Below are 18,530 nucleotides of genomic sequence, written 5' to 3'. Positions count from 1 at the left end.
CGGCCACATGGAAGCGATCAAGGAACCCGACTGGAACACCATCGGAATCCTGGGAGCCGCCCGCGGCGCCCGGGGCTCCACCGAGGGACCGATGGGTACCGAGCACCTGCTCGCCGGCATCACCACGGCCAGGGGCCCGGCGCGCACGGCGCTCGACGACGAAGGAGCGACCAGGACCGCTCTGCTGGCGGTGCTGCGGGACACCATGGACCGTGACGACGCGTGGACCGGCACCGACGACGCCGAGGCAAGTGTCGCCGCACAGGACGTACTAGGGGAGGACGGCGACCGTAACCGCCTCACGGGCGCCGCGGCCAGGTCCCTGACGACAGCGATGAATCAGGCCCAACGGGAGGGCGCGGCGAAGTTCACCGCCGTCCACCTGCTGCGGGCGTTGCTGGAGGAGAACAACCGCGCGGTCGAACTGCTGACCGCGTGCCGCGTCTCACCACAGGCCGTACGCGCACGACTCGACGGCGAACCCACAGGCGTTCAGGACGACCTCAGCCCCCTCCTGCACCCCACCCGCGACATCCTGCTCGGCCGCAGCCACTACCGCCACCTGCCCTTCTGGCAACGCTGGATCCTCAAATTCGCCGGAATGAACTGGGCCTCGAATCCGGCCTGGTGGGTCTCCATGGAAACCCACGCCCAAGCCCACCGCCTCGACAACGGCCCAGTCGGCACCGAGCACGTCCTCCTCGCGATCCTGGCCACCCACGAGGTCGCACTCCACTACCCCCACCTGTCAAAGAACAGCACCCCCGACGCGGACGGCGACCACCTGACCCGCCTGGGCATCAACTACACCTCGGTCCACACCGCCCTGACCAAGTCCCCCATCCACCTGACACCCGACCCCCACCCCACGCGGAAATACCTCGAAGAGACCACGGGCCCCCTGATCGAAACCCTCCTGCGAGAAGACACACGCGCCCGACAACTGATCGAAGCGCTGACGTCCTGATCTCCGTCAGCTCCGGCACGCTGCTGCTCGGGCTGGCCGCTCCCAATGTCAGACCCGCGTGCGAGTGTGGAGCGCGCATGGCACGCGACGTGTTGGAGGGGGATCGGTGGCAGAACGTTGGGGTGGTTGGCCCGGCAAGGGTTCGGGCTGGACGGATGTCGAGGACATTCGCCGGCGTCTCGACGGAGGTGCCGACCCGGACGAATGGCGCGGCGGCCGGCCGCTGCATCGTGCGGCGGTGTTCGGATCCGCCGAGGTCGTCGCGGAGTTGGCGGGTCACGCCGCGGATGTGGACGCCCTGGAGGAAGGGGTGACGGCACTGTGGGAGGCCGTGATGTCCAGGAAGCCGGAGAACGCACGAGCCCTCGCCGCGGCCGGGGCGGATCCTTGGCGGCCGTCGATCGGCGGCTGGTCACCGGGGCGGCTGAGCCTGGCCGGCCCGACGCCGGACCTGTTCCCGATACCGGAAGGGGTACGCCTGACCGACACGGAGCGCGCGGCAGCGCAGGAGGGCCGGCGGCTCACCACAGCGCTGGGCGAATTCCACTACGACGGTACGGGGCTGGCCTGCGTGGCCGGAATCGACGCGGCCGAGGCGGTGCGCCGTCTGGGAGCGACGCCGGTGGCGGACGAGGTCATCGACGAGCTGCTGGAAGACCCGTACGCCTACGACATGGACGCGAGCCTGCAGATCATCGGCGTGACATCCGTGCCGGGCGGCTGCGTCGTGACACAGCCCTGGGGCTACGCGCCGGAAATGCCGGGCGTACTGACCCGGTTGTCCGCCGGCACGGTCTGCTACGGCCTGTACGCCAACCCCAAGAGCGGCAACCAGGGCAGCATCGTCCGTCAGGGAATCGTCGAGGGCTCGGACCTGCACCCGGGCGGAGGACCGTACGAAAACGACTCCTCCGAGGAAGTGTTGGCCTCCTACCTCTACCAGCACAACGCCGTGGCCTACTCCTGCGCCTTCGCGGGACTGCGCCTGCCCGACAGGCGCGCCGTGTGCGGACCCCCCGACGCGTGGGTCGAACTGCCACGCCGCGGTTACTGGAGACACTGACGAAGGCGGCCCCGAGAAAAATCGTACGAGGCTACGGTGTGGCTCCCGTATGGCGAACACCGCCACGGTTACTCTCGGGGCCCTGACCTATCCGCAGGTCAGATCGTTCCTGCACCAATGGTGCCTGGTGGGGCGGGTGGGACTCGAACCCACGGCCGACGGATTATGAGTCCGCTGCTCTAACCGGCTGAGCTACCGCCCCATAGCGGCGTGTCGCGTACATGTGTGCGCGCCGTCTGCCGCAGCATAGCCGCTCATACGATCTCCTGCTTCGGATGGTCGGCTTCGCACGGCCTTCGTGACCATGAGGACCGCGACGGGCTCCGAGCGGTTCCCAGGAGATCGAAACCGGCATGAAAAAGGACCCCTGAGTGGGGTCCTCGTTCACCTTGCTCCCCCGACTGGACTCGAACCAGTAACCTGCCGGTTAACAGCCGGCTGCTCTGCCAATTGAGCTACGGAGGACCGAGCTCCCCGGACTGGACTCGAACCAGTAACCTGCCGGTTAACAGCCGGCTGCTCTGCCAATTGAGCTACCGAGGAATGCCTCGTTGCATCGAACGTACCTACCTGGGTATCCGCCAGGGGGCGCTCGCTCGCTGCGACACATACATTAGCGCAAGCAGGGGGGTGCTCCGCCAATCGGTACCCCGCGGGGCGTCGACTCCGCACCGGAGACCTACGCAAGGGAAGGGTGGTCGCCATGCGTTACCGGCTCACGTTCGTCGCGGGAGTCGTCCTGGGTTACGTGCTGGGCACGAGGGCCGGACGCGAGCGCTACGAGCAGCTGAAGAAGACGGCCCAGCAGTTCGCGCAGAACCCCGCCGTCCGCAACACCGCCGAGTCGGCGGCCCACCAGGGCCGAGAGTTCGCGGGCAAGGCGTACCACGTGGTGAGCGACAAGGTCGGGGACCGCGTCCCCGAGTCCGTCGCCGACCGCGTCCGCCACCTCCGCGACCGCGCCACCCACAACGGCGGCGAAGACGACTGGGGCACAAGCAACACGTAACAGTTCCTTTTCAGACCCCGAGCACGCACCCGCGCCCCTGAGGGGCGCGGGGAACTGCGCGACCAGCCACGACGCGCCCGCACCCGAGGCCCGGCGACGCGCCCCCGCGGCGCCCACGGCCCGACCCGAGCGGAGCGTGCGGCAGAATTTTGGCCATGGGGATAGTCGCCGGGTTGGACAGTTCACCCGATTTCACTCGTATCGTCGTCTGTGACACGGACTCCGGAGCCGTGCTCAGGCAGGGGTATGCGCAGCATCCGGTGGAGAGCCCCGAGGGCGGCGGCCGGCCGTCCGACGTCGATCCGCAGGCCTGGCTGCTGTCCCTGGGCGAGGCGGCGGGCGGCGGGCTCCTCGAAGGTGTGCAGGCCATCGGCGTGTCGGCGCAGCAGAACGCCGTCGTGCCACTGGACGCGCAGGGCAACACCGTGCGGCCCGCGATGGTCGGCGGCGACAAGCGCACGCAGGTCGCGGCGGCCGATCTGGTCGACGCGCTCGGCGGGCGCGAGGCGTGGGCGCAGGCGGTGGGCTGTGTGCCGCAGGCCGCGCAGCCGGTGACGAAGCTGCGCTGGCTGGCCCGGACCGAACCCGAGAACGCGCAGCGCACGGCGATCCTGCTGCAGGCGCACGACTGGCTGGTGTGGCAGCTGCTGGGGAGGCCGGTCAGAAGAACCACCGACCGGGGCGGGGCGTCCGGCACCGGGTACTGGTCGGCGGCGACCGGCGGCTACCGGACCGATCTCGTCGAGCTGGCGCTCGGGCAGCAGGCGATGCTGCCGGAGGTGATCGGCCCGGCGGACGCGGCCGGCCGGACGCCGGAGGGGCTGCTGATCTCCGTAGGGACCGGCGAGACCATGGCGGCGGCGTTCGGGCTGGGCATCGGGCTCGGGGACGCGGTCGTGTCGCTGGGCGCGTCCGGGTCCGTGATGGCCGTACACCCCGAGGCGCTGGTCGACGGCTCCGGGATGATCACCGCGCTGGCCGACGCGACGGGCATGCACCTGCCGGTCGTCACCACGCTGAACGCCGTACGGACGCTGCGCGGGACCGCCGAGCTGCTCGGGCTGCCCGATCTGGAGAGCCTGTCCGATCTGGCGATGAAGTCGACGCCGGGGGCGCACGGGCTGGTGCTGCTGCCCTATCTGGAGGGCGAGCGGACGCCGAACCTGCCGCACACCGCCGGGACCCTGGCGGGGCTGCGGCGTGAGTCGATGAAGGCGGAGCATCTGGCGCGGGCCGCGTTCGAGGGCATGCTGTGCGGGCTCGCGGACGCGCTGGACGTGCTGCGCGGCCGGGGTGTGGAGGTGCGGCGGGTCTTCCTGCTGGGGTCGGCCGCCGAGCTGCCCGCCGTGCAGGCCGCCGCGCCCTCGCTGTTCGGGACGCAGGTCGTGGTGCCGCAGCCGGCGGACTACGCCGCGATCGGCGCCGCCCGTCAGGCGGCCTGGGCGCTCGGCGTGTCGCAGGGCTCGCTCGACGCACGGACCCCGCCGGTCTGGCAGGGCGCGGTCGCCCAGGTGCTGGAGCCCGGGGAGGAACTGGCCGTGGGGCAGGCGGTGCGGCAGCAGTTCGTTGCGGTGCGCGAGCAGACGCACCCGGGGGCGCTGCGGTAGGAGGCCCGGGTGCCCTGTTGGGTTAATTCGGTTGAGGTAACGCGGGTGGAGTGTTCGACGATAGGGGCCAGGGGCAACCAACCGGCCCTGTCGCCCACTCCGAGAGAAGCAGCGTGCTCATACGACTTCTGCGGACCTATCTCAGGCCCTACAAGAAACCCATAGCCCTGCTGGTGCTGCTGCAGTTCCTGCAGACCTGCGCCACGCTCTACCTGCCCACGCTGAACGCGGACATCATCGACCAGGGTGTCGTGCACGGTGACACCGGCTACATCATGGGCTACGGCGGCCTGATGATCGGCATCTCGCTGGTCCAGGTCGTCACCAACATCGGTGCCGTGTACTACGGCGCCCGTACGGCCTCGGCGCTCGGGCGGGACCTGCGGGCGTCCGTGTTCGACCGGGTGCAGTCGTTCTCCTCGCGTGAGCTGGGGCATTTCGGGGCGCCGTCGCTGATCACCCGTACGACGAACGACGTCCAGCAGGTGCAGATGCTGGCGCTGATGACGTTCACGCTGCTGGTGTCGGCGCCGATCATGTGTGTGGGCGGCATCGTGCTGGCGCTCGGGCTGGATGTGCCGCTGTCCGGGGTGCTGGTGGCGGTCGTGCCGGTGCTGGGCGTCTGCGTGACGCTGATCGTGCGGCGGCTGCGGCCGCTGTTCCGGGCGATGCAGGAGCGGCTGGACACGGTGAACCGGGTGCTGCGCGAGCAGATCACCGGCAACCGGGTGATCCGGGCCTTCGTCCGGGACGAGTACGAGCAGCAGCGCTTCCGGAAGGCCAACACCGACCTCACGGACTTCGCGCTGGGCACCGGCAATCTGCTCGCGCTGATGTTCCCCATCGTGATGACGGTGGTGAATCTGTCGTCGATCGCCGTGGTGTGGTTCGGCGCGCACCGCATCGACAGCGGCGGGATGCAGATCGGTGATCTGACGGCGTTCCTCGCCTATCTGATGCAGATCGTCATGTCCGTGATGATGGCCACCTTCATGTTCATGATGGTGCCGCGCGCGGAGGTGTGCGCCGAGCGCATCCAGGAGGTGCTGGACACCTCGTCGAGTGTGGTGCCGCCGTCGGCGCCGGTGCGGGAGCTGCGCCGGCACGGGCATCTGGAGATCCGGGGGGCCGGCTTCCGCTATCCGGGTGCCGAGGAGCCGGTGCTGCGGGCCGTGGACCTGCTCGCCCGGCCGGGCGAGACGACCGCCGTCATCGGCTCGACGGGCAGCGGCAAGTCCACGCTGCTCGGGCTGGTGCCGCGGCTGTTCGACGCGACCGACGGGCAGGTGCTCGTGGACGGTGTCGAGGTCGCGGAGATCGATCCGGTGCTGCTCGCGCGGACCGTCGGGCTGGTGCCGCAGAAGCCGTATCTCTTCGCGGGCACGGTGGCGACGAATCTGCGCTACGGCAATCCGGACGCCACCGACGAGGAGCTGTGGCACGCGCTGGAGGTGGCGCAGGGCAAGGAGTTCGTCGAGCGTCTGGAGGGCGGGCTCGACGCGCCGATCGCGCAGGGCGGGACGAATGTGTCCGGTGGTCAGCGGCAGCGCCTCGCGATCGCCCGGACGCTGGTGCAGCGGCCCGAGATCTATCTCTTCGACGACTCCTTCTCCGCGCTCGACTACGCCACCGACGCCGCCCTTCGGGCCGCGCTCGCGCAGGAGACCGCCGAGGCGACCGTGGTGATCGTCGCCCAGCGGGTGGCGACCATCCGGGACGCCGACCGGATCGTCGTCCTCGACGAGGGCCGGGTCGTCGGCACCGGCCGGCACCACGAGCTGATGGCGGACAACGAGACCTACCGGGAGATCGTGCTCTCCCAGCTCACGGAAGCGGAGGCTGCCTGATGGCCGGGCCGATGGGGCGGATGATGGCCGGGGGCGGCCCCGACCAGCGCTCGCTCGACTTCAAGGGGTCGGGCAAACGGCTGGTCGCGCGGTTCCGGCCGGAGCGGCTGACCATCTGTGTGCTGCTGCTGTGCGTGGTGCTGAGCGTCGGGCTCAGCGTCGTCGGGCCGAAGATCCTCGGCAAGGCGACCGACCTGGTCTTCGCGGGCATCGTCGGGCGGGGCATGCCAGAGGGGGCGAGCAAGGAGCAGGTCCTCGACTCCATGCGGCAGCGCGGGGACGGTGACGTCGCCGACATGCTGCGCAGCACCGACTTCACCCCGGGCCAGGGCATCGACTTCACGGCCGTGGGGCATGTGCTGCTGCTCGCGCTGGGCGTGTTCACGGTGGCCGGGCTGCTGATGGCGGCGGCGACGCGGCTGGTGAACCGGGCCGTGAACCGGACCATGTTCCGGATGCGGGAGGACGTGCAGACGAAGCTGTCGCGGCTGCCGCTGTCGTACTTCGACAAACGTCAGCGCGGTGAGGTGCTGTCCCGGGCGACGAACGACATCGACAACATCGGGCAGACGCTCCAGCAGTCGATGGGGCAGCTCATCAACTCGGTGCTGACCATCATCGGTGTCCTCGCGATGATGTTCTGGGTCTCCTGGATCCTGGCGCTGGTCGCGCTGGTGACCGTGCCGCTGTCGTTCGTCATCGCCACGCGCGTGGGCAAGCGGTCGCAGCCGCACTTCGTGCAGCAGTGGCGTACGACGGGACAGCTGAACGCCCACATCGAGGAGATGTACACCGGGCACACCCTGGTGAAGGTGTTCGGGCGGCAGGAGGAGTCGGCCCGGCAGTTCGCCGAGCAGAACGACGCGCTGTACGAGGCCGGGTTCCGGGCGCAGTTCAACAGCGGGGTCATGCAGCCGCTGATGATGTTCGTGTCGAACCTCAACTACGTCCTGGTCGCGGTCGTGGGCGGGCTGCGGGTCGCCTCGGGCTCGCTGTCCATCGGCGACGTACAGGCCTTCATCCAGTACTCGCGGCAGTTCTCGATGCCGCTGACGCAGGTCGCGTCCATGGCGAACCTGGTGCAGTCGGGGGTCGCCTCGGCGGAGCGGGTCTTCGAGCTGCTGGACGCGGAGGAGCAGGGCGCCGATCCGGTGCCGGGCGTGCGGCCCGAGGAGCTGCGCGGGCTGGTGGCGCTGGAGCATGTGTCGTTCCGCTACGACCCCGAGAAGCCGCTGATCGAGGACCTGTCGCTGAAGGTCGAGCCCGGGCAGACGGTGGCCATCGTCGGGCCGACGGGGGCCGGGAAGACGACGCTGGTGAATCTGCTGATGCGGTTCTACGACGTCACCGGCGGGCGCATCACCCTCGACGGGGTCGACATCGCGCGGATGTCCCGGGACGAACTGCGGGCCGGGATCGGCATGGTGCTGCAGGACACCTGGCTGTTCGGCGGGACGATCGCGGAGAACATCGCGTACGGGGCGTCCCGGCAGGTGACCCGGGGGGAGATCGAGGAGGCGGCCCGGGCGGCGCACGCGGACCGGTTCGTCCGTACGCTGCCGGACGGGTACGACACGGTGATCGACGACGAGGGGACCGGGGTCAGCGCGGGCGAGAAGCAGCTCATCACCATCGCCCGGGCGTTCCTGTCCGACCCGGTGATCCTGGTGCTGGACGAGGCGACGTCGTCGGTGGACACGCGGACCGAGGTGCTGATCCAGAAGGCGATGGCGAAGCTGGCGCACGGGCGTACGTCGTTCGTCATCGCCCACCGGCTGTCGACGATCCGGGACGCGGACGCGATTCTCGTGATGGAGGACGGGGCGATCGTGGAGCAGGGGACGCACGGGGAGTTGCTGGCGTCGGACGGGGCGTATGCGCGGTTGTACAAGGCTCAGTTCGCGCAGGCGGTGGCGGAAGTGGACTGAGTCGCGTTCGGGGTGCCATGTGGTGTCGTGGGGCGGCTGCGGGTCCGTTGTGGCTGGTCGCGCAGTTCCCCGCGCCCCTGGGGTGGGTGCAGCCGACGCCCCTTCAGTCCAGATAGCCCCTCAGTTGATCCGCGAAGGCATGGTCCCTCAGCTTGTTGAGGGTCTTGGACTCGATCTGCCGTATCCGCTCCCGCGTCACTCCGAAGATGCGGCCGATCTCCTCCAGGGTGCGGGGGCGGCCGTCCGCCAGCCCGTAGCGGAGCTGGACGACTTTCCGCTCCCGCTCCCCCAGGGTCGACAGGACCGCTTCCAGGTGCTCCCTGAGGAGGAGGAACGCGGCCGACTCCACGGGGCTGGTGGCGTCGCCGTCCTCTATGAGGTCGCCGAGGGCGACGTCGTCCTCCTCGCCCACCGGCGCGTGCAGCGACACCGGCTCCTGGGCGAGACGCAGGACCTCGCTGACCCGCTCCGGCGCCAGGTCCAGGTGCGCGGCGACCTCCTCGGGCGTGGGCTCGTAGCCCCGTTCCTGGAGCATCCGCCGCTGCACCCGGACGACGCGGTTGATGAGTTCCACGACGTGGACGGGGACCCGGATGGTGCGGGCCTGGTCGGCCAGGGCGCGGGACATGGCCTGGCGGATCCACCAGGTGGCGTAGGTGGAGAACTTGTAGCCGCGGGCGTAGTCGAACTTCTCGACGGCCCGGATCAGGCCGAGGTTGCCCTCCTGGACGAGGTCGAGCATGGTCAGCCCGCGGCCGACGTACCGCTTCGCCACGGACACGACGAGCCGCAGGTTCGCCTCGATGAGCCGGCGTTTGGCGACCCTGCCCATGACGACGAGCCGGTCGAGGTCCAGCGCCAACTGGCTGTCCAGGTCGGGTGTGTTGCTCAGCTTCTCCTCGGCGAACAGGCCGGCCTCGACGCGGCGGGCGAGTTCGACCTCCTCGGCCGCGGTCAGCAGGGGGATACGGCCGATCTCCCGCAGGTACTGGCGGAAGAGGTCCGAGGAGGGGCTGCCGCTCTCGGTGCGGACCGGCGGCCTCACGACGGCTTCGGGAGCCTCGGCCGTCTCGAGGGCCTCGGCGGGCGGCTCCTCCGGCTCCGGTTCCGTCTCGGGGTGGTGCACGACGAGGCTCTGCGCCGGAACCGCGGGCAGGGCATCGGCCTCCGCGTCCGGCGCGCCATCGGCGTCGGTCTGGGTGAGGGTCTGGGTCTGCACGGGGGCGACCTCCAGGATGATCGCTGCCAAGGCGGGCGGCAGCGGTACTTCGGGGGCGGAGTCGGCCTCGCCGCTTTCCGTCCCGTACGCGATGAGCGGAACCGCGGGGGTCTGGAACCCGTCGGTGACGGATCGGCCGCGCTCCGAGGACTCAGGCACCGCAACCCAGTGTGGGGGAAGACACATCGTCGCCACGAGGGGCGTGCGATGACTTTTTGCGTTCGGGACGTGACCGCGTGGTGACCCTCCCGGGAAACCCGGGTGCCCCTGCTACCACTGATCTGGCACGATCCGCGGGTGTCCGCTTCCCTGTACGAAACACATGTGACCGTCCGCTGCTCCGGTACCGGCGTATCGGAACGGCTGGGCCGGTGGGCGGCCGCGGCCGGACTCAAGCTGACGCACATCGTGCTGGCCCGGGGCCGGATGCGGGACCAGCCGATGCTCACCCTGTCCGGTTCGGCGTCGTACGCCGAGGAGTCCCGGCGGGCGCGGGAGGTGACGGCGGGCCTGCGGGCGGACGGCTTCGAGCCCGTGCGCGTGAAGATCGAGTCGTCGCCCTGGGCGCCGGAGGTGCCGCTCGGGCCGTGCGCGGACGGACGGTACTTCGAGCACCATGTGAAGCTGCTGCTCGCCCCGGACACGGACCTCGCGGCGCTCGCCGCCAGTGTGCTGCCGCACGGCGCCCATCTGTCGTGGAACGCCCGAAGGGTGCGGGACGCGGCCCGGCACGAGCGGTTCGTGACCCAGCGGTGCCACGGGGTGGACGCGCAGGGCGCCGGGCTGGCGCTGGAGGGGCTGCTGTCGGCGCTCGCCGGACTCGAAGTGCTCCAGGTGGAGCGGGAGTTCGTGCTGCACGACAGTGATGTGTCGGTGGACGACGGATGGCTCGGTGAGCCGGTGGGGGTGTCGGAATGAAACAGTCGTGGACGGGCTTCGGCTGGGCGAACACGGAGATTCCCCGTGAGCCCCTGGACGACGCCATCCGCAGGGCCGAGCAGCTTCCCAAGTCGCTCCGGCCCGTGCCGGGGGACGACGTGGTGCAGCGCCCGGTCTTCGACCCGGCCCTGAAGCAGTACCAGAACGCCTACCGCGCCACCGACCCGCGCTTCGCCGACCCGGCACGGGGCGAGGCATGGCGGGCGGCCCGCCGCCGGGCCCTGCACCTGGTGCTGGACGCGATCGCCGACTCGGAGTGGGTGGACGCGCTGGTGCTGCGGGGCAGCGTGCTGATGTCGGTGTGGTTCGGGGACGCCGCCCGCGAGCCCGGGGACCTGGACTTCGTCGTCGTACCGCACACCTGGCGGATCGACGACGGCCGTACGGACCGGATGCTGACCGGGATCGCCGAGGCGGCGCAGGCACTGGCCGACGCCCGCGGGCGCGAGGTCGGGATCTCGGCCCGGGGCGCGGTGGTCGAGGACATCTGGACCTACGAGCGGGTGCCGGGCCGCCGGATGCTGCTGCCCTGGGGCGCGCCCGGGCTGCCCGGCGGGCACGTCCAGCTCGACTTCGTCTTCAACGAGCGGCTGCCCGAGGAGCCCGAGCCGGTCGAGCTGCCGGGCGGCGCGCTCGTGCAGGCGGCGACGCCGGAGCTGTCGCTGGCGTGGAAGCTGATGTGGGTGATCAACGACACGTACGCGCAGGGCAAGGACCTGTACGACGCCGTGCTGCTGGCCGAGCGGCATCCGCTGCGCCGGGAGCTGCTGCACGAGGTGTTCCGGCTGTCGGGCGAGTGGCCGTACCCGTACCGCGAGGAGATCCTTCTGGAGGATGTGGTGGAGGCGGTCGGGTACGTGGAGTGGAACCACTTCGTCACGGAGTATCCGCGGTACAGGGACGACGAGCAGGCGTTCGCCGACCGGTTGGTGCGGGCCGTGACCCCGACGTTCCAGGGTGCCGGGGCCTGACCCGGTCTACAGCGCGGCGGCGCCGTGTTCGCGCAGGGTCTGGTCGTACTGCTGGAGGACCCAGAGTTCGTTCTGGACGGCGGCGAGCTGGGCCGGGTCGCCCTGGGTGGCGACGCGGGTGAGCTGGCCGGTGATGTCGCGGATGCGGCGCTCCACGGCGCGGCGGCGGACGGTGACCAGTTGGGCGCCGGCGTAGGGCTCGTCGACGCCCTTCACGCCCTTGTGGAGCATGATCGCCTCGACGGCCAGTTCGGTGACCATGGCGCGGACCGCGTCGTCGGGGGCGGCCTCGCGGACCTTGACCAGGTAGTCCTGGGGGTCCTCGACGCCCAGTTCGGCGCCGCCGGCGTCCAGGATGGCCATGCGGACGGCGGCGTAGGGCGGGGCGGTGAACTCGTCGGCTCCGTAGGCGTCGAAGGCCGGGGAGACCAGTTCCGGGCGCTGGAGGGCCAGTTTGAGGAGTTCGCGTTCGGTGGCGAAGACGGGGTTGCGGAGGTTGAGGGCGGGGCCCCGGGGGGCGGCGGACGGCTGGGCGGTGGCGTACTGCTGGGACGACTGCTGGTGGCGGTCCGGGGCCGGGCCCTTGCCGCCGCGGTCGCGGGCCCAGCGGGCGAGCTGGGCCACGCGCTTGACCACGAACTGGGTGTCGAGGATGCCGAGCATGCCGGCGAGCTGGACGGCGACTTCGTGCTGGGCGCCGCTGTTCTTGATGCGGGCGACGACGGGGGCCGCCTCGTCCAGGGCGGCGGCGCGGCCCGCGGGGGTGTCGAGGTCGTAGCGGGCGACGATCTGGCGCAGCGCGAACTCGAAGAGCGGGGTGCGGGGTTCGACCAGGTCGGCCACGGCCTCGTCGCCCTTGGCGAGGCGCAGGTCGCAGGGGTCCATGCCGTCGGGGGCGATGGCGATGTATGTCTCGGCGGCGAACTTCTGGTCGTCCTCGAAGGCGCGCAGGGCCGCCTTCTGGCCGGCGGCGTCGCCGTCGAAGGTGAAGATCACGCGGGCCGAGCCGTTGTCCATCAGCAGGCGGCGGAGGATCTTGATGTGGTCGCCGCCGAAGGCCGTGCCGCAGGTGGCGATGGCGGTGGTGACGCCCGCGAGATGGCAGGCCATGACGTCCGTGTAGCCCTCGACCACGACCGCGCGGCTGGACTTCGCGATGTCCTTCTTCGCCAGGTCGATGCCGTAGAGGACGTGGGACTTCTTGTAGATCGCCGTCTCGGGCGTGTTGAGGTACTTGGGGCCGTTGTCCGCCTCGTAGAGCTTGCGGGCGCCGAAGCCGACGACGTCGCCGCCGATGTCGCGGATGGGCCACATCAGACGGCCGCGGAAGCGGTCGATGGGGCCGCGGCGGCCCTCCTGGGAGAGGCCGGAGAGGAGGAGCTCCTTGTCGGTGAAGCCCTTGCCGCGCAGGAAGCGCGTGAGGTGGTCCCAGCCCTGGGGGCTGTAGCCGACGGAGAAGTGCTGGGCGGCGGCCTGGTCGAAGCCGCGCTCGGCGAGGAAGATCCGGCCGGTGTCGGCCTCGGGGGATGTCGCGAGCTGTTCCGCGTACCACTCCGCCGCGATCTTGTGGGCCTCGACCAGGCGGATCCGTTCGCCGCGCTGGTGGGAGGGGTTGTACCCGCCCTCCTCGTAGCGCAGGGTGACGCCCGCCTGGCCGGCCAGGCGCTCGACCGCCTCCGAGAAGGAGAGGTGGTCGATCTTCATCACGAAGGTGATGGTGTCGCCGCCCTCCTGGCAGCCGAAGCAGTGGAACAGACCCTTGCTGGGGCTGACCTGGAAGGACGGTGACTTCTCGTCGTGGAACGGGCAGAGACCCTTCAGGTTCCCGCCGCCCGCGTTACGCAGCTGGAGGTACTCGGACACCACGGCGTCGATCGGGACCGCGTCCCGTACCGCCTTCACGTCCTCGTCGTTGATCCGTCCTGCCACGCGTGAATTCTACGGGGGCCGGAGCGGGCCTACGGCGCCAGGCTTTCCAGCGGAACGTGCGGGTCCGCCAGGGACTCGGTATTCACCTGGGCCTTGGTGCGGATCAGGTGCTGGATCTTGTCTGTGACGTCCCACACGTTGACGTTCATCCCGGCCAGGACGCGGCCCTCCTTCACCCAGAAGGCGATGAACTCGCGCTTGCCCGCGTCCCCGCGGATCACCACCTGGTCGTAGGTGCCCGGGGGCGCCCAGCCGGAGTACTCCATGCCCAGGTCGTACTGGTCGGAGAAGAAGTAGGGCACCCGGTCGTACGTCACGTCGCGGTCGAGCATGCAGCGGGCCGCCGCCGGTCCGCCGTTCAGCGCGTTGGCCCAGTGCTCCACCCGCAGACTGGTCTCGAAGAGGGCGTGGTGGAAGGAGGCCACGTCACCGGCCGCGTAGATGTCCGGGTCGGAGGTGCGCAGCCGCTCGTCGACCTTGATGCCGCCGCCGTGGGCGCGGTCGGCGATCTCCAGTCCTGCCGCCTCCGCGAGGTGGGTGCGGGGGGCGGCGCCGATCGCGGCCAGGACGTCGTGCGCCGGGTGCTCCTCGCCGTCGTCGGTGCGGGCCGCGAGGACCATGCCGTCCTGGCCGACGATCTCGGTGAGCCGGCCGCCGAAGTGGAAGCGGACGCCGCGCTCGCGGTGCAGCTCGGCGAAGAGCCCGCCGAGCTCCGGGCCGAGAACGCCGTGCAGCGGGGTCGGCTCCGGCTCGACGACGGTGACCTCCGCGCCGTACTCGCGGGCCGCCGCCGCGACCTCCAGGCCGATCCAGCCGGCGCCCGCGATCACCAGGTGGCCGTTGTCACGGCCGAGGTTGGTCAGGACGTGCCGGAGGCGCTCGGCATGGGCGAGGCGGCGCAGGTGGTGCACGCCCGCCAGGTCCGTGCCCGGGATGTCGAGGCGGCGGGGCTCGGCGCCGGTCGCCAGGAGCAGTTTGTCGTAGCGGACGACGGTGCCGTCCTCGCCGAAGCGGACCGTCTTGGCGGTGCGGTCGATCGCGTCGACGGTCTGGCCCAGGTGCAGCTCGATGTCGTTGGCCGCGTACCAGGCGGGCTCGTGCACGAAGACGCTGTCGCGTTCCTCCTTGCCGAGGAGGTAGCCCTTGGACAGCGGCGGGCGCTCGTAGGGGTGGTCACGTTCGTCGCAGATCAGTATCACGCGGCCGGTGAAGCCCTCCGTGCGGAGCGTCTCGGCTGCCTTGGCGCCTGCCAGTCCGCCTCCGACGATGACGAATGTCTGATCCGCGTCGACCACTTGATGCCTCCTCATAACGATGTCGCCACTTGCGAGCGTCCCGCACGGAGCGTGATGCGGGAAGAGGGAGTGACCCGATCAGGCCACGGAGGGTCACATTCGGGGGTGCTCATGCCCCGACCGTCGCGTCAGTCTCATGCCTGCCCCGTCAGACGGGCGTGAAGCGAACGGGCCGACGTGTCGGTGAGGGAGGCGATCTGGTCGACGATCACCCGCTTGCGGGCCCGGTCGTCCGGCGCCCGGTCGAACAGGGCGCGGAACTGCGGGTCCAGGCCGTCGGGGGCGCGGGCGGTGAGCGCCTCGGCCAGTTCGGCCACGACGATCCGCTGGTCGGCGCGCAGCCGCTCCTGCTCGGCGCGCTGCATGACGTAGAGGTCGGCGACGGCCTTGAGGACGGCGCACTCCATCCGGGCCTCGCGCGGCACGACCAGTTCGGCCGCGTACCGGGTGAGCCGTCCGCTGCCGTACGCGGCGCGGGTCGCGGACTCGGCGGCCAGGCAGAAGCGGCCGATGAGCTGGCTGGTGGCGTCCTTCAGCCGGGCCTGCGCCACGGCGGTGCCGTCGTAGCCGTGCGGCCACCACTCCTGGGCGAGGAGCCGGTCGAGTGCCTCGGCGAGTTCCGCGGGGTCGGTGTCGGACGGTACGTAGCGGCCCCGGGCGACCTCGAAGACGTCCTGGCGTTCGGGGTCGGCGTGCAGGCAGTTCGGGTCGATGTGGGCGGCGTGCAGGCCGTCCTCCACGTCGTGCACCGAGTAGGCCACGTCGTCGGCCCAGTCCATGACCTGCGCCTCGAAGCAGGTGCGGGTGCCGGGGGCGTCCTTGCGGAGCCAGTCGAAGACGGGGCGGTCGTCCTCGTAGACACCGAATTTGGGTGAGGCCGGGTCGGTGGGGTGGGCGCCTCGGGGCCAGGGGTACTTGGTGGCGGCGTCCAGGGTGGCGCGGGTGAGGTTGAGGCCGACGGAGCCGTCCGGGGTGAATCGTTTGGGCTCGATGCGGGTGAGGAGTCTGAGGGACTGGGCGTTGCCCTCGAAGCCGCCGCAGTCGGAGGCGAACGCGTTGAGGGCCTGTTCGCCGTTGTGGCCGAAGGGCGGGTGGCCCAGGTCGTGGGAGAGGCAGGCGGCTTCGACGAGGTCGGGGTCACAGCCGAGGGCCGCGCCCAGTTCGCGGCCGACCTGGGCGCATTCCAGGGAGTGGGTGAGGCGGGTGCGGGGGCTGGCGTCCCAGGCGGGGCCCATGGTGCCGGGCGTCACCACTTGGGTCTTGCCGGCGAGTCTTCTCAGGGCGGCGGAGTGGAGGACTCGGGCGCGGTCGCGTTGGAAGGCGGTGCGGCCTGGGCGTTTGTCTGGTTCTTGGGCCCAGCGGTCGACTGACGTCGGGTCGTAGGCCGGGGGGTGTTGTGCGGTGCCGTCCATGTGTCGACAGTATGCGCCAGTAGCGTGTGCCGGGTTCGGTTGCGTGGCGGGTGCGGGGTGGTCGTGGCTGGTCGCGCAGTTCCCCGCGCCCCTTAGGGCACTATGCCGAGGCCAGTTCCGGGACCGCGGGCGCCGTTGCCAGTGCCTCGTCGTAGCGGTGGAGGAGGAGCTGGGCCATGGCGGGGTGGGTGCCGAGGGGGGCTGCTGCGATCCAGGGGGCCGATCGGGTGGTCTCCGTGGCGAAGCGGCCGGGGGCGGTGAAGTAGGAGGCGAGGGCGATGTGGGGGCGGCCTCGGGCGGCGAGGGTGCGGACGGCCGAGGGGACCGTGGGGGTCGCGGCGGAGGCGTAGGCGGGGAGGACGGGGACGCCCAGGCGGGCCGCCAGGAGGTGGGCCGTGCGGGCGGTGTCCCGTTTGGCGTCCGGGTCGCGGGAGCCCGCCGCCGCGAGGACGACCGCGCTGGAGCTGCGGGGGGTGCGGCCCCAGCCGGCCTCCGTGAGGCGGGACTGGAGGGCGTCCACCAGGAGGGGGTGGGGGCCCAGGGGGGCGGCCACCCGGGTGCGGGCCCGGGCCGCCGCGGCCATCTCGGGGATGTCCCGCTTGACGTGGTAGCCGCGGCTGAGGAGGAGCGGGACGAGGACCGCCTCGCTGTCCCCGAGGGCGGCGAGCGTGTCGGGGAGCAGCGGGGCGTTCAGTTCGATGTGCCCGAGGTGCACCGGCAGGCCGGGGCGCAGCGCGCGGACCCGGTCCAGGAGGGCGCGGACCGTGCTCAGCGCGCGCGGGTCGCGGCTGCCGTGCGCCACGAGGACGAGGGCGGGCGGGACCGGGCGGCGGGCCGCGGTCGGCGGGACGAGGCTGAGCTGGCTGGGCATGTACCGATGGTCGCGGCGGCACGTTGCCTTCCCGTTGCGTGGGGGTCACGGGTGTTTTCCGGCGGTTCACCATGGGGGTCATGGCCGGTGTGAGCGCCCTTGACCTGGGGTTTCGGACTTTCGCGTGAAGCTGGTCACCTGCCGTGCGGTGAACCGGACGGGCCGATCGGGCGTCCTCGAAGGTCAGACCGACCTGGGGAGGGACCTGTCCGATGCGTGCTCCGACGTTCCGCAGACCGAGGCTGCCGCGTACCCGCCGGGGGCAGCGGCGGCTGGTGCAGGCCGTGATGGCCGGGTGTGTGCTCGGGCTGCTTCCGGCGACCTGGATGTACGCGGTGGCGGGTGACCGGTTGCGTACGGCGGCGGACGCGCCGCGTACCGATGTGGCCGTGGTGTTCGGGGCCGGGCTGTGGGAGGGGGAGCCCTCGCCGTATCTCGCGCACCGGCTGGACGCGGCGGCCGAGCTGTATCGGAAGGGGCGGGTGAAGGTGGTGCTCGTCACCGGGGACAACAGCCGTGAGGAGTACGACGAGCCGGACGCGATGCGCGCCTATCTGACCCGGCACGGGGTGCCCGACGGGCGGATCGTCAGCGACTACGCCGGGTTCGACACCTGGGACTCCTGCGTGCGCGCGAAGAAGATCTTCGGTGTGGACGAGGCCGTGCTGATCAGCCAGGGCTTCCACATCCGGCGGGCGGTGGCGCTGTGCCAGGCGGCGGGGGTCGAGTCGTACGGCGTCGGGGTGGACGCGGTGCATGACGCGACCTGGTACTACGGCGGCGCCCGGGAGATCTTCGCGGCCGGGAAGGCGGCACTGGACGCGGCGTTCCGGCCGGACCCCCGGTTCCTCGGGCCTCAAGAGCCTGGCGTGGAGCGGGCGTTGGCCACGGCCGAATGACCTGTCGGATGAATCAGGACGTTCTGCCGGAGCGGGTTTGACGCGCGCATTTCACCCCGGGGCATGAAAAGCACCGTCGACGCTCTCCGTGTTCGTGTCATCACGCTTAGTGTCTTCGGCGTGCGGCGGCGGATCGGGCCGCCGTCGCGAACTGGGGGAAAGGACACCTGATGACTCGACTTCGCTCCGCGCTGGTGATGGCCGCCGCGGGCGCGCTGCTGGCCGTGCCGGCAGCCGTGGGGACCGCCTCGGCGGCGCCCGTGGCCGCGGCGGCGGTCAAGGCCCCGGAGCCGGGCTGCGCGAAGCTCGGCGCCTCCGGCCAGTGGTGGGCCGACATCCACAACGTGTGCGGGCACACCATCTCCGCCAGCGTGGAAGTCGACGGCTTCGACCCCTCGTGTATCCAGATCGGCCCCGGCGGGGTCGGGAGGATCGGTCTGGACGTGGGCGACGAGCCGTACTACGCGTACGAGTGCTGACCGACGGGGCCGTGTCCTGACCAGGCACGGTCTCTGAAGGGGGCCGGGGGTGGGGGCGCGATCGGTGCGCTCCCGCCCCCGGTCCGTGCGTCGTC

15 protein-coding genes and 3 tRNA genes are annotated in these 18,530 nt (G+C 71.1%); 10 read left to right on the top strand and 8 right to left on the bottom strand.

The window, feature by feature from the left end:
* The first annotated feature begins 7 nt into the window (after positions 1–7).
* Positions 8–967, top strand: a complete 960-nt coding sequence (locus tag KJK29_RS26315) for a Clp protease N-terminal domain-containing protein (RefSeq protein WP_215121600.1) — start codon at positions 8–10, stop codon at positions 965–967.
* Positions 968–1,073: 106 nt separating this feature from the next.
* Positions 1,074–2,030, top strand: a complete 957-nt coding sequence (locus KJK29_RS26310) for an ankyrin repeat domain-containing protein (RefSeq protein ID WP_215121598.1) — start codon at positions 1,074–1,076, stop codon at positions 2,028–2,030.
* Positions 2,031–2,155: 125 nt separating this feature from the next.
* Here KJK29_RS26310 and KJK29_RS26305 read toward each other — a convergent pair.
* The 3 genes from KJK29_RS26305 to KJK29_RS26295 all read right to left on the bottom strand — a co-directional run bounded on the left by KJK29_RS26305 (position 2,156) and on the right by KJK29_RS26295 (position 2,573).
* Positions 2,156–2,232 (bottom strand) — tRNA-Ile (locus KJK29_RS26305).
* Between the two features lie 190 nt (positions 2,233–2,422).
* A tRNA-Asn gene (locus KJK29_RS26300) sits at positions 2,423–2,495 on the bottom strand.
* A 5-nt stretch (positions 2,496–2,500) separates the two neighbouring features.
* Positions 2,501–2,573: transfer RNA gene (locus tag KJK29_RS26295), tRNA-Asn, on the bottom strand.
* 160 nt (positions 2,574–2,733) lie between these two features.
* Here KJK29_RS26295 and KJK29_RS26290 point away from each other — a divergent pair.
* From KJK29_RS26290 to KJK29_RS26275, 4 genes are all read left to right on the top strand, one after another.
* Complete coding sequence (locus KJK29_RS26290; protein WP_189725003.1) at positions 2,734–3,039, top strand: YtxH domain-containing protein; 306 nt, start codon at positions 2,734–2,736, stop codon at positions 3,037–3,039.
* Between the two features lie 155 nt (positions 3,040–3,194).
* Positions 3,195–4,646 (top strand): xylulokinase, encoded by a 1,452-nt coding sequence (locus tag KJK29_RS26285; protein ID WP_215121597.1) that lies wholly within the window; start codon positions 3,195–3,197, stop codon positions 4,644–4,646.
* Between the two features lie 113 nt (positions 4,647–4,759).
* Entirely contained in the window at positions 4,760–6,493 is a 1,734-nt protein-coding gene (locus KJK29_RS26280) for an ABC transporter ATP-binding protein (protein WP_215121596.1), read from the top strand.
* A complete protein-coding gene (locus KJK29_RS26275) occupies positions 6,493–8,421 on the top strand; it encodes an ABC transporter ATP-binding protein (protein ID WP_215121595.1) in 1,929 nt (642 codons plus the stop codon). Before KJK29_RS26280 ends, KJK29_RS26275 begins: the two co-directional genes overlap by 1 nt.
* Before the next feature lie 103 nt (positions 8,422–8,524).
* Here the strand turns inward: KJK29_RS26275 and KJK29_RS26270 are convergent, their stop codons facing one another.
* Positions 8,525–9,799: an RNA polymerase sigma factor gene (locus KJK29_RS26270; RefSeq protein WP_215121593.1), complete on the bottom strand. Its 1,275-nt coding sequence runs from the start codon at positions 9,797–9,799 to the stop codon at positions 8,525–8,527.
* Positions 9,800–9,937: 138 nt separating this feature from the next.
* On the opposite strand from KJK29_RS26270, the gene KJK29_RS26265 reads away from it, so the two are divergent.
* Positions 9,938–10,558 carry a hypothetical protein gene (locus tag KJK29_RS26265; RefSeq protein ID WP_215121592.1) on the top strand — a complete coding sequence of 207 codons (621 nt, stop codon included), beginning with the start codon at positions 9,938–9,940 and terminating at the stop codon, positions 10,556–10,558.
* A complete protein-coding gene (locus KJK29_RS26260; protein WP_215121590.1) occupies positions 10,555–11,550 on the top strand; it encodes a nucleotidyl transferase AbiEii/AbiGii toxin family protein in 996 nt (331 codons plus the stop codon). The genes KJK29_RS26265 and KJK29_RS26260 overlap by 4 nt, the downstream gene beginning before the upstream one ends.
* 6 nt (positions 11,551–11,556) lie before the next feature.
* Here the strand turns inward: KJK29_RS26260 and dnaG are convergent, their stop codons facing one another.
* From dnaG to KJK29_RS26240, 4 genes are all read right to left on the bottom strand, one after another.
* Positions 11,557–13,479 carry a DNA primase gene (gene dnaG / locus KJK29_RS26255; RefSeq protein ID WP_215121589.1) on the bottom strand — a complete coding sequence of 641 codons (1,923 nt, stop codon included), beginning with the start codon at positions 13,477–13,479 and terminating at the stop codon, positions 11,557–11,559.
* Positions 13,480–13,508: 29 nt separating this feature from the next.
* Positions 13,509–14,774 (bottom strand): NAD(P)/FAD-dependent oxidoreductase, encoded by a 1,266-nt coding sequence (locus tag KJK29_RS26250; RefSeq protein ID WP_215121587.1) that lies wholly within the window; start codon positions 14,772–14,774, stop codon positions 13,509–13,511.
* A gap of 134 nt (positions 14,775–14,908) precedes the next feature.
* Complete coding sequence (locus KJK29_RS26245; RefSeq protein ID WP_215121585.1) at positions 14,909–16,186, bottom strand: deoxyguanosinetriphosphate triphosphohydrolase; 1,278 nt, start codon at positions 16,184–16,186, stop codon at positions 14,909–14,911.
* A gap of 100 nt (positions 16,187–16,286) precedes the next feature.
* Positions 16,287–17,057, bottom strand: coding sequence for a sirohydrochlorin chelatase (locus KJK29_RS26240; protein WP_215121584.1), 771 nt, complete (start codon positions 17,055–17,057; stop codon positions 16,287–16,289).
* 212 nt (positions 17,058–17,269) lie between these two features.
* Between KJK29_RS26240 and KJK29_RS26235 the strand changes: the two genes are divergently transcribed.
* Both KJK29_RS26235 and KJK29_RS26230 read left to right on the top strand, forming a co-directional pair.
* Positions 17,270–17,956, top strand: coding sequence for a SanA/YdcF family protein (locus tag KJK29_RS26235; RefSeq protein WP_215121582.1), 687 nt, complete (start codon positions 17,270–17,272; stop codon positions 17,954–17,956).
* Between the two features lie 170 nt (positions 17,957–18,126).
* A complete protein-coding gene (locus KJK29_RS26230; protein ID WP_215121581.1) occupies positions 18,127–18,435 on the top strand; it encodes a hypothetical protein in 309 nt (102 codons plus the stop codon).
* The last annotated feature ends 95 nt before the right edge of the window (positions 18,436–18,530 follow it).

Origin of the sequence: Streptomyces koelreuteriae, assembly GCF_018604545.1 — a bacterium.
Taxonomy (GTDB): Bacteria; Actinomycetota; Actinomycetes; order Streptomycetales; family Streptomycetaceae; genus Streptomyces; species Streptomyces koelreuteriae.
This window is presented reverse-complemented; position numbering and strand designations above follow the sequence as displayed.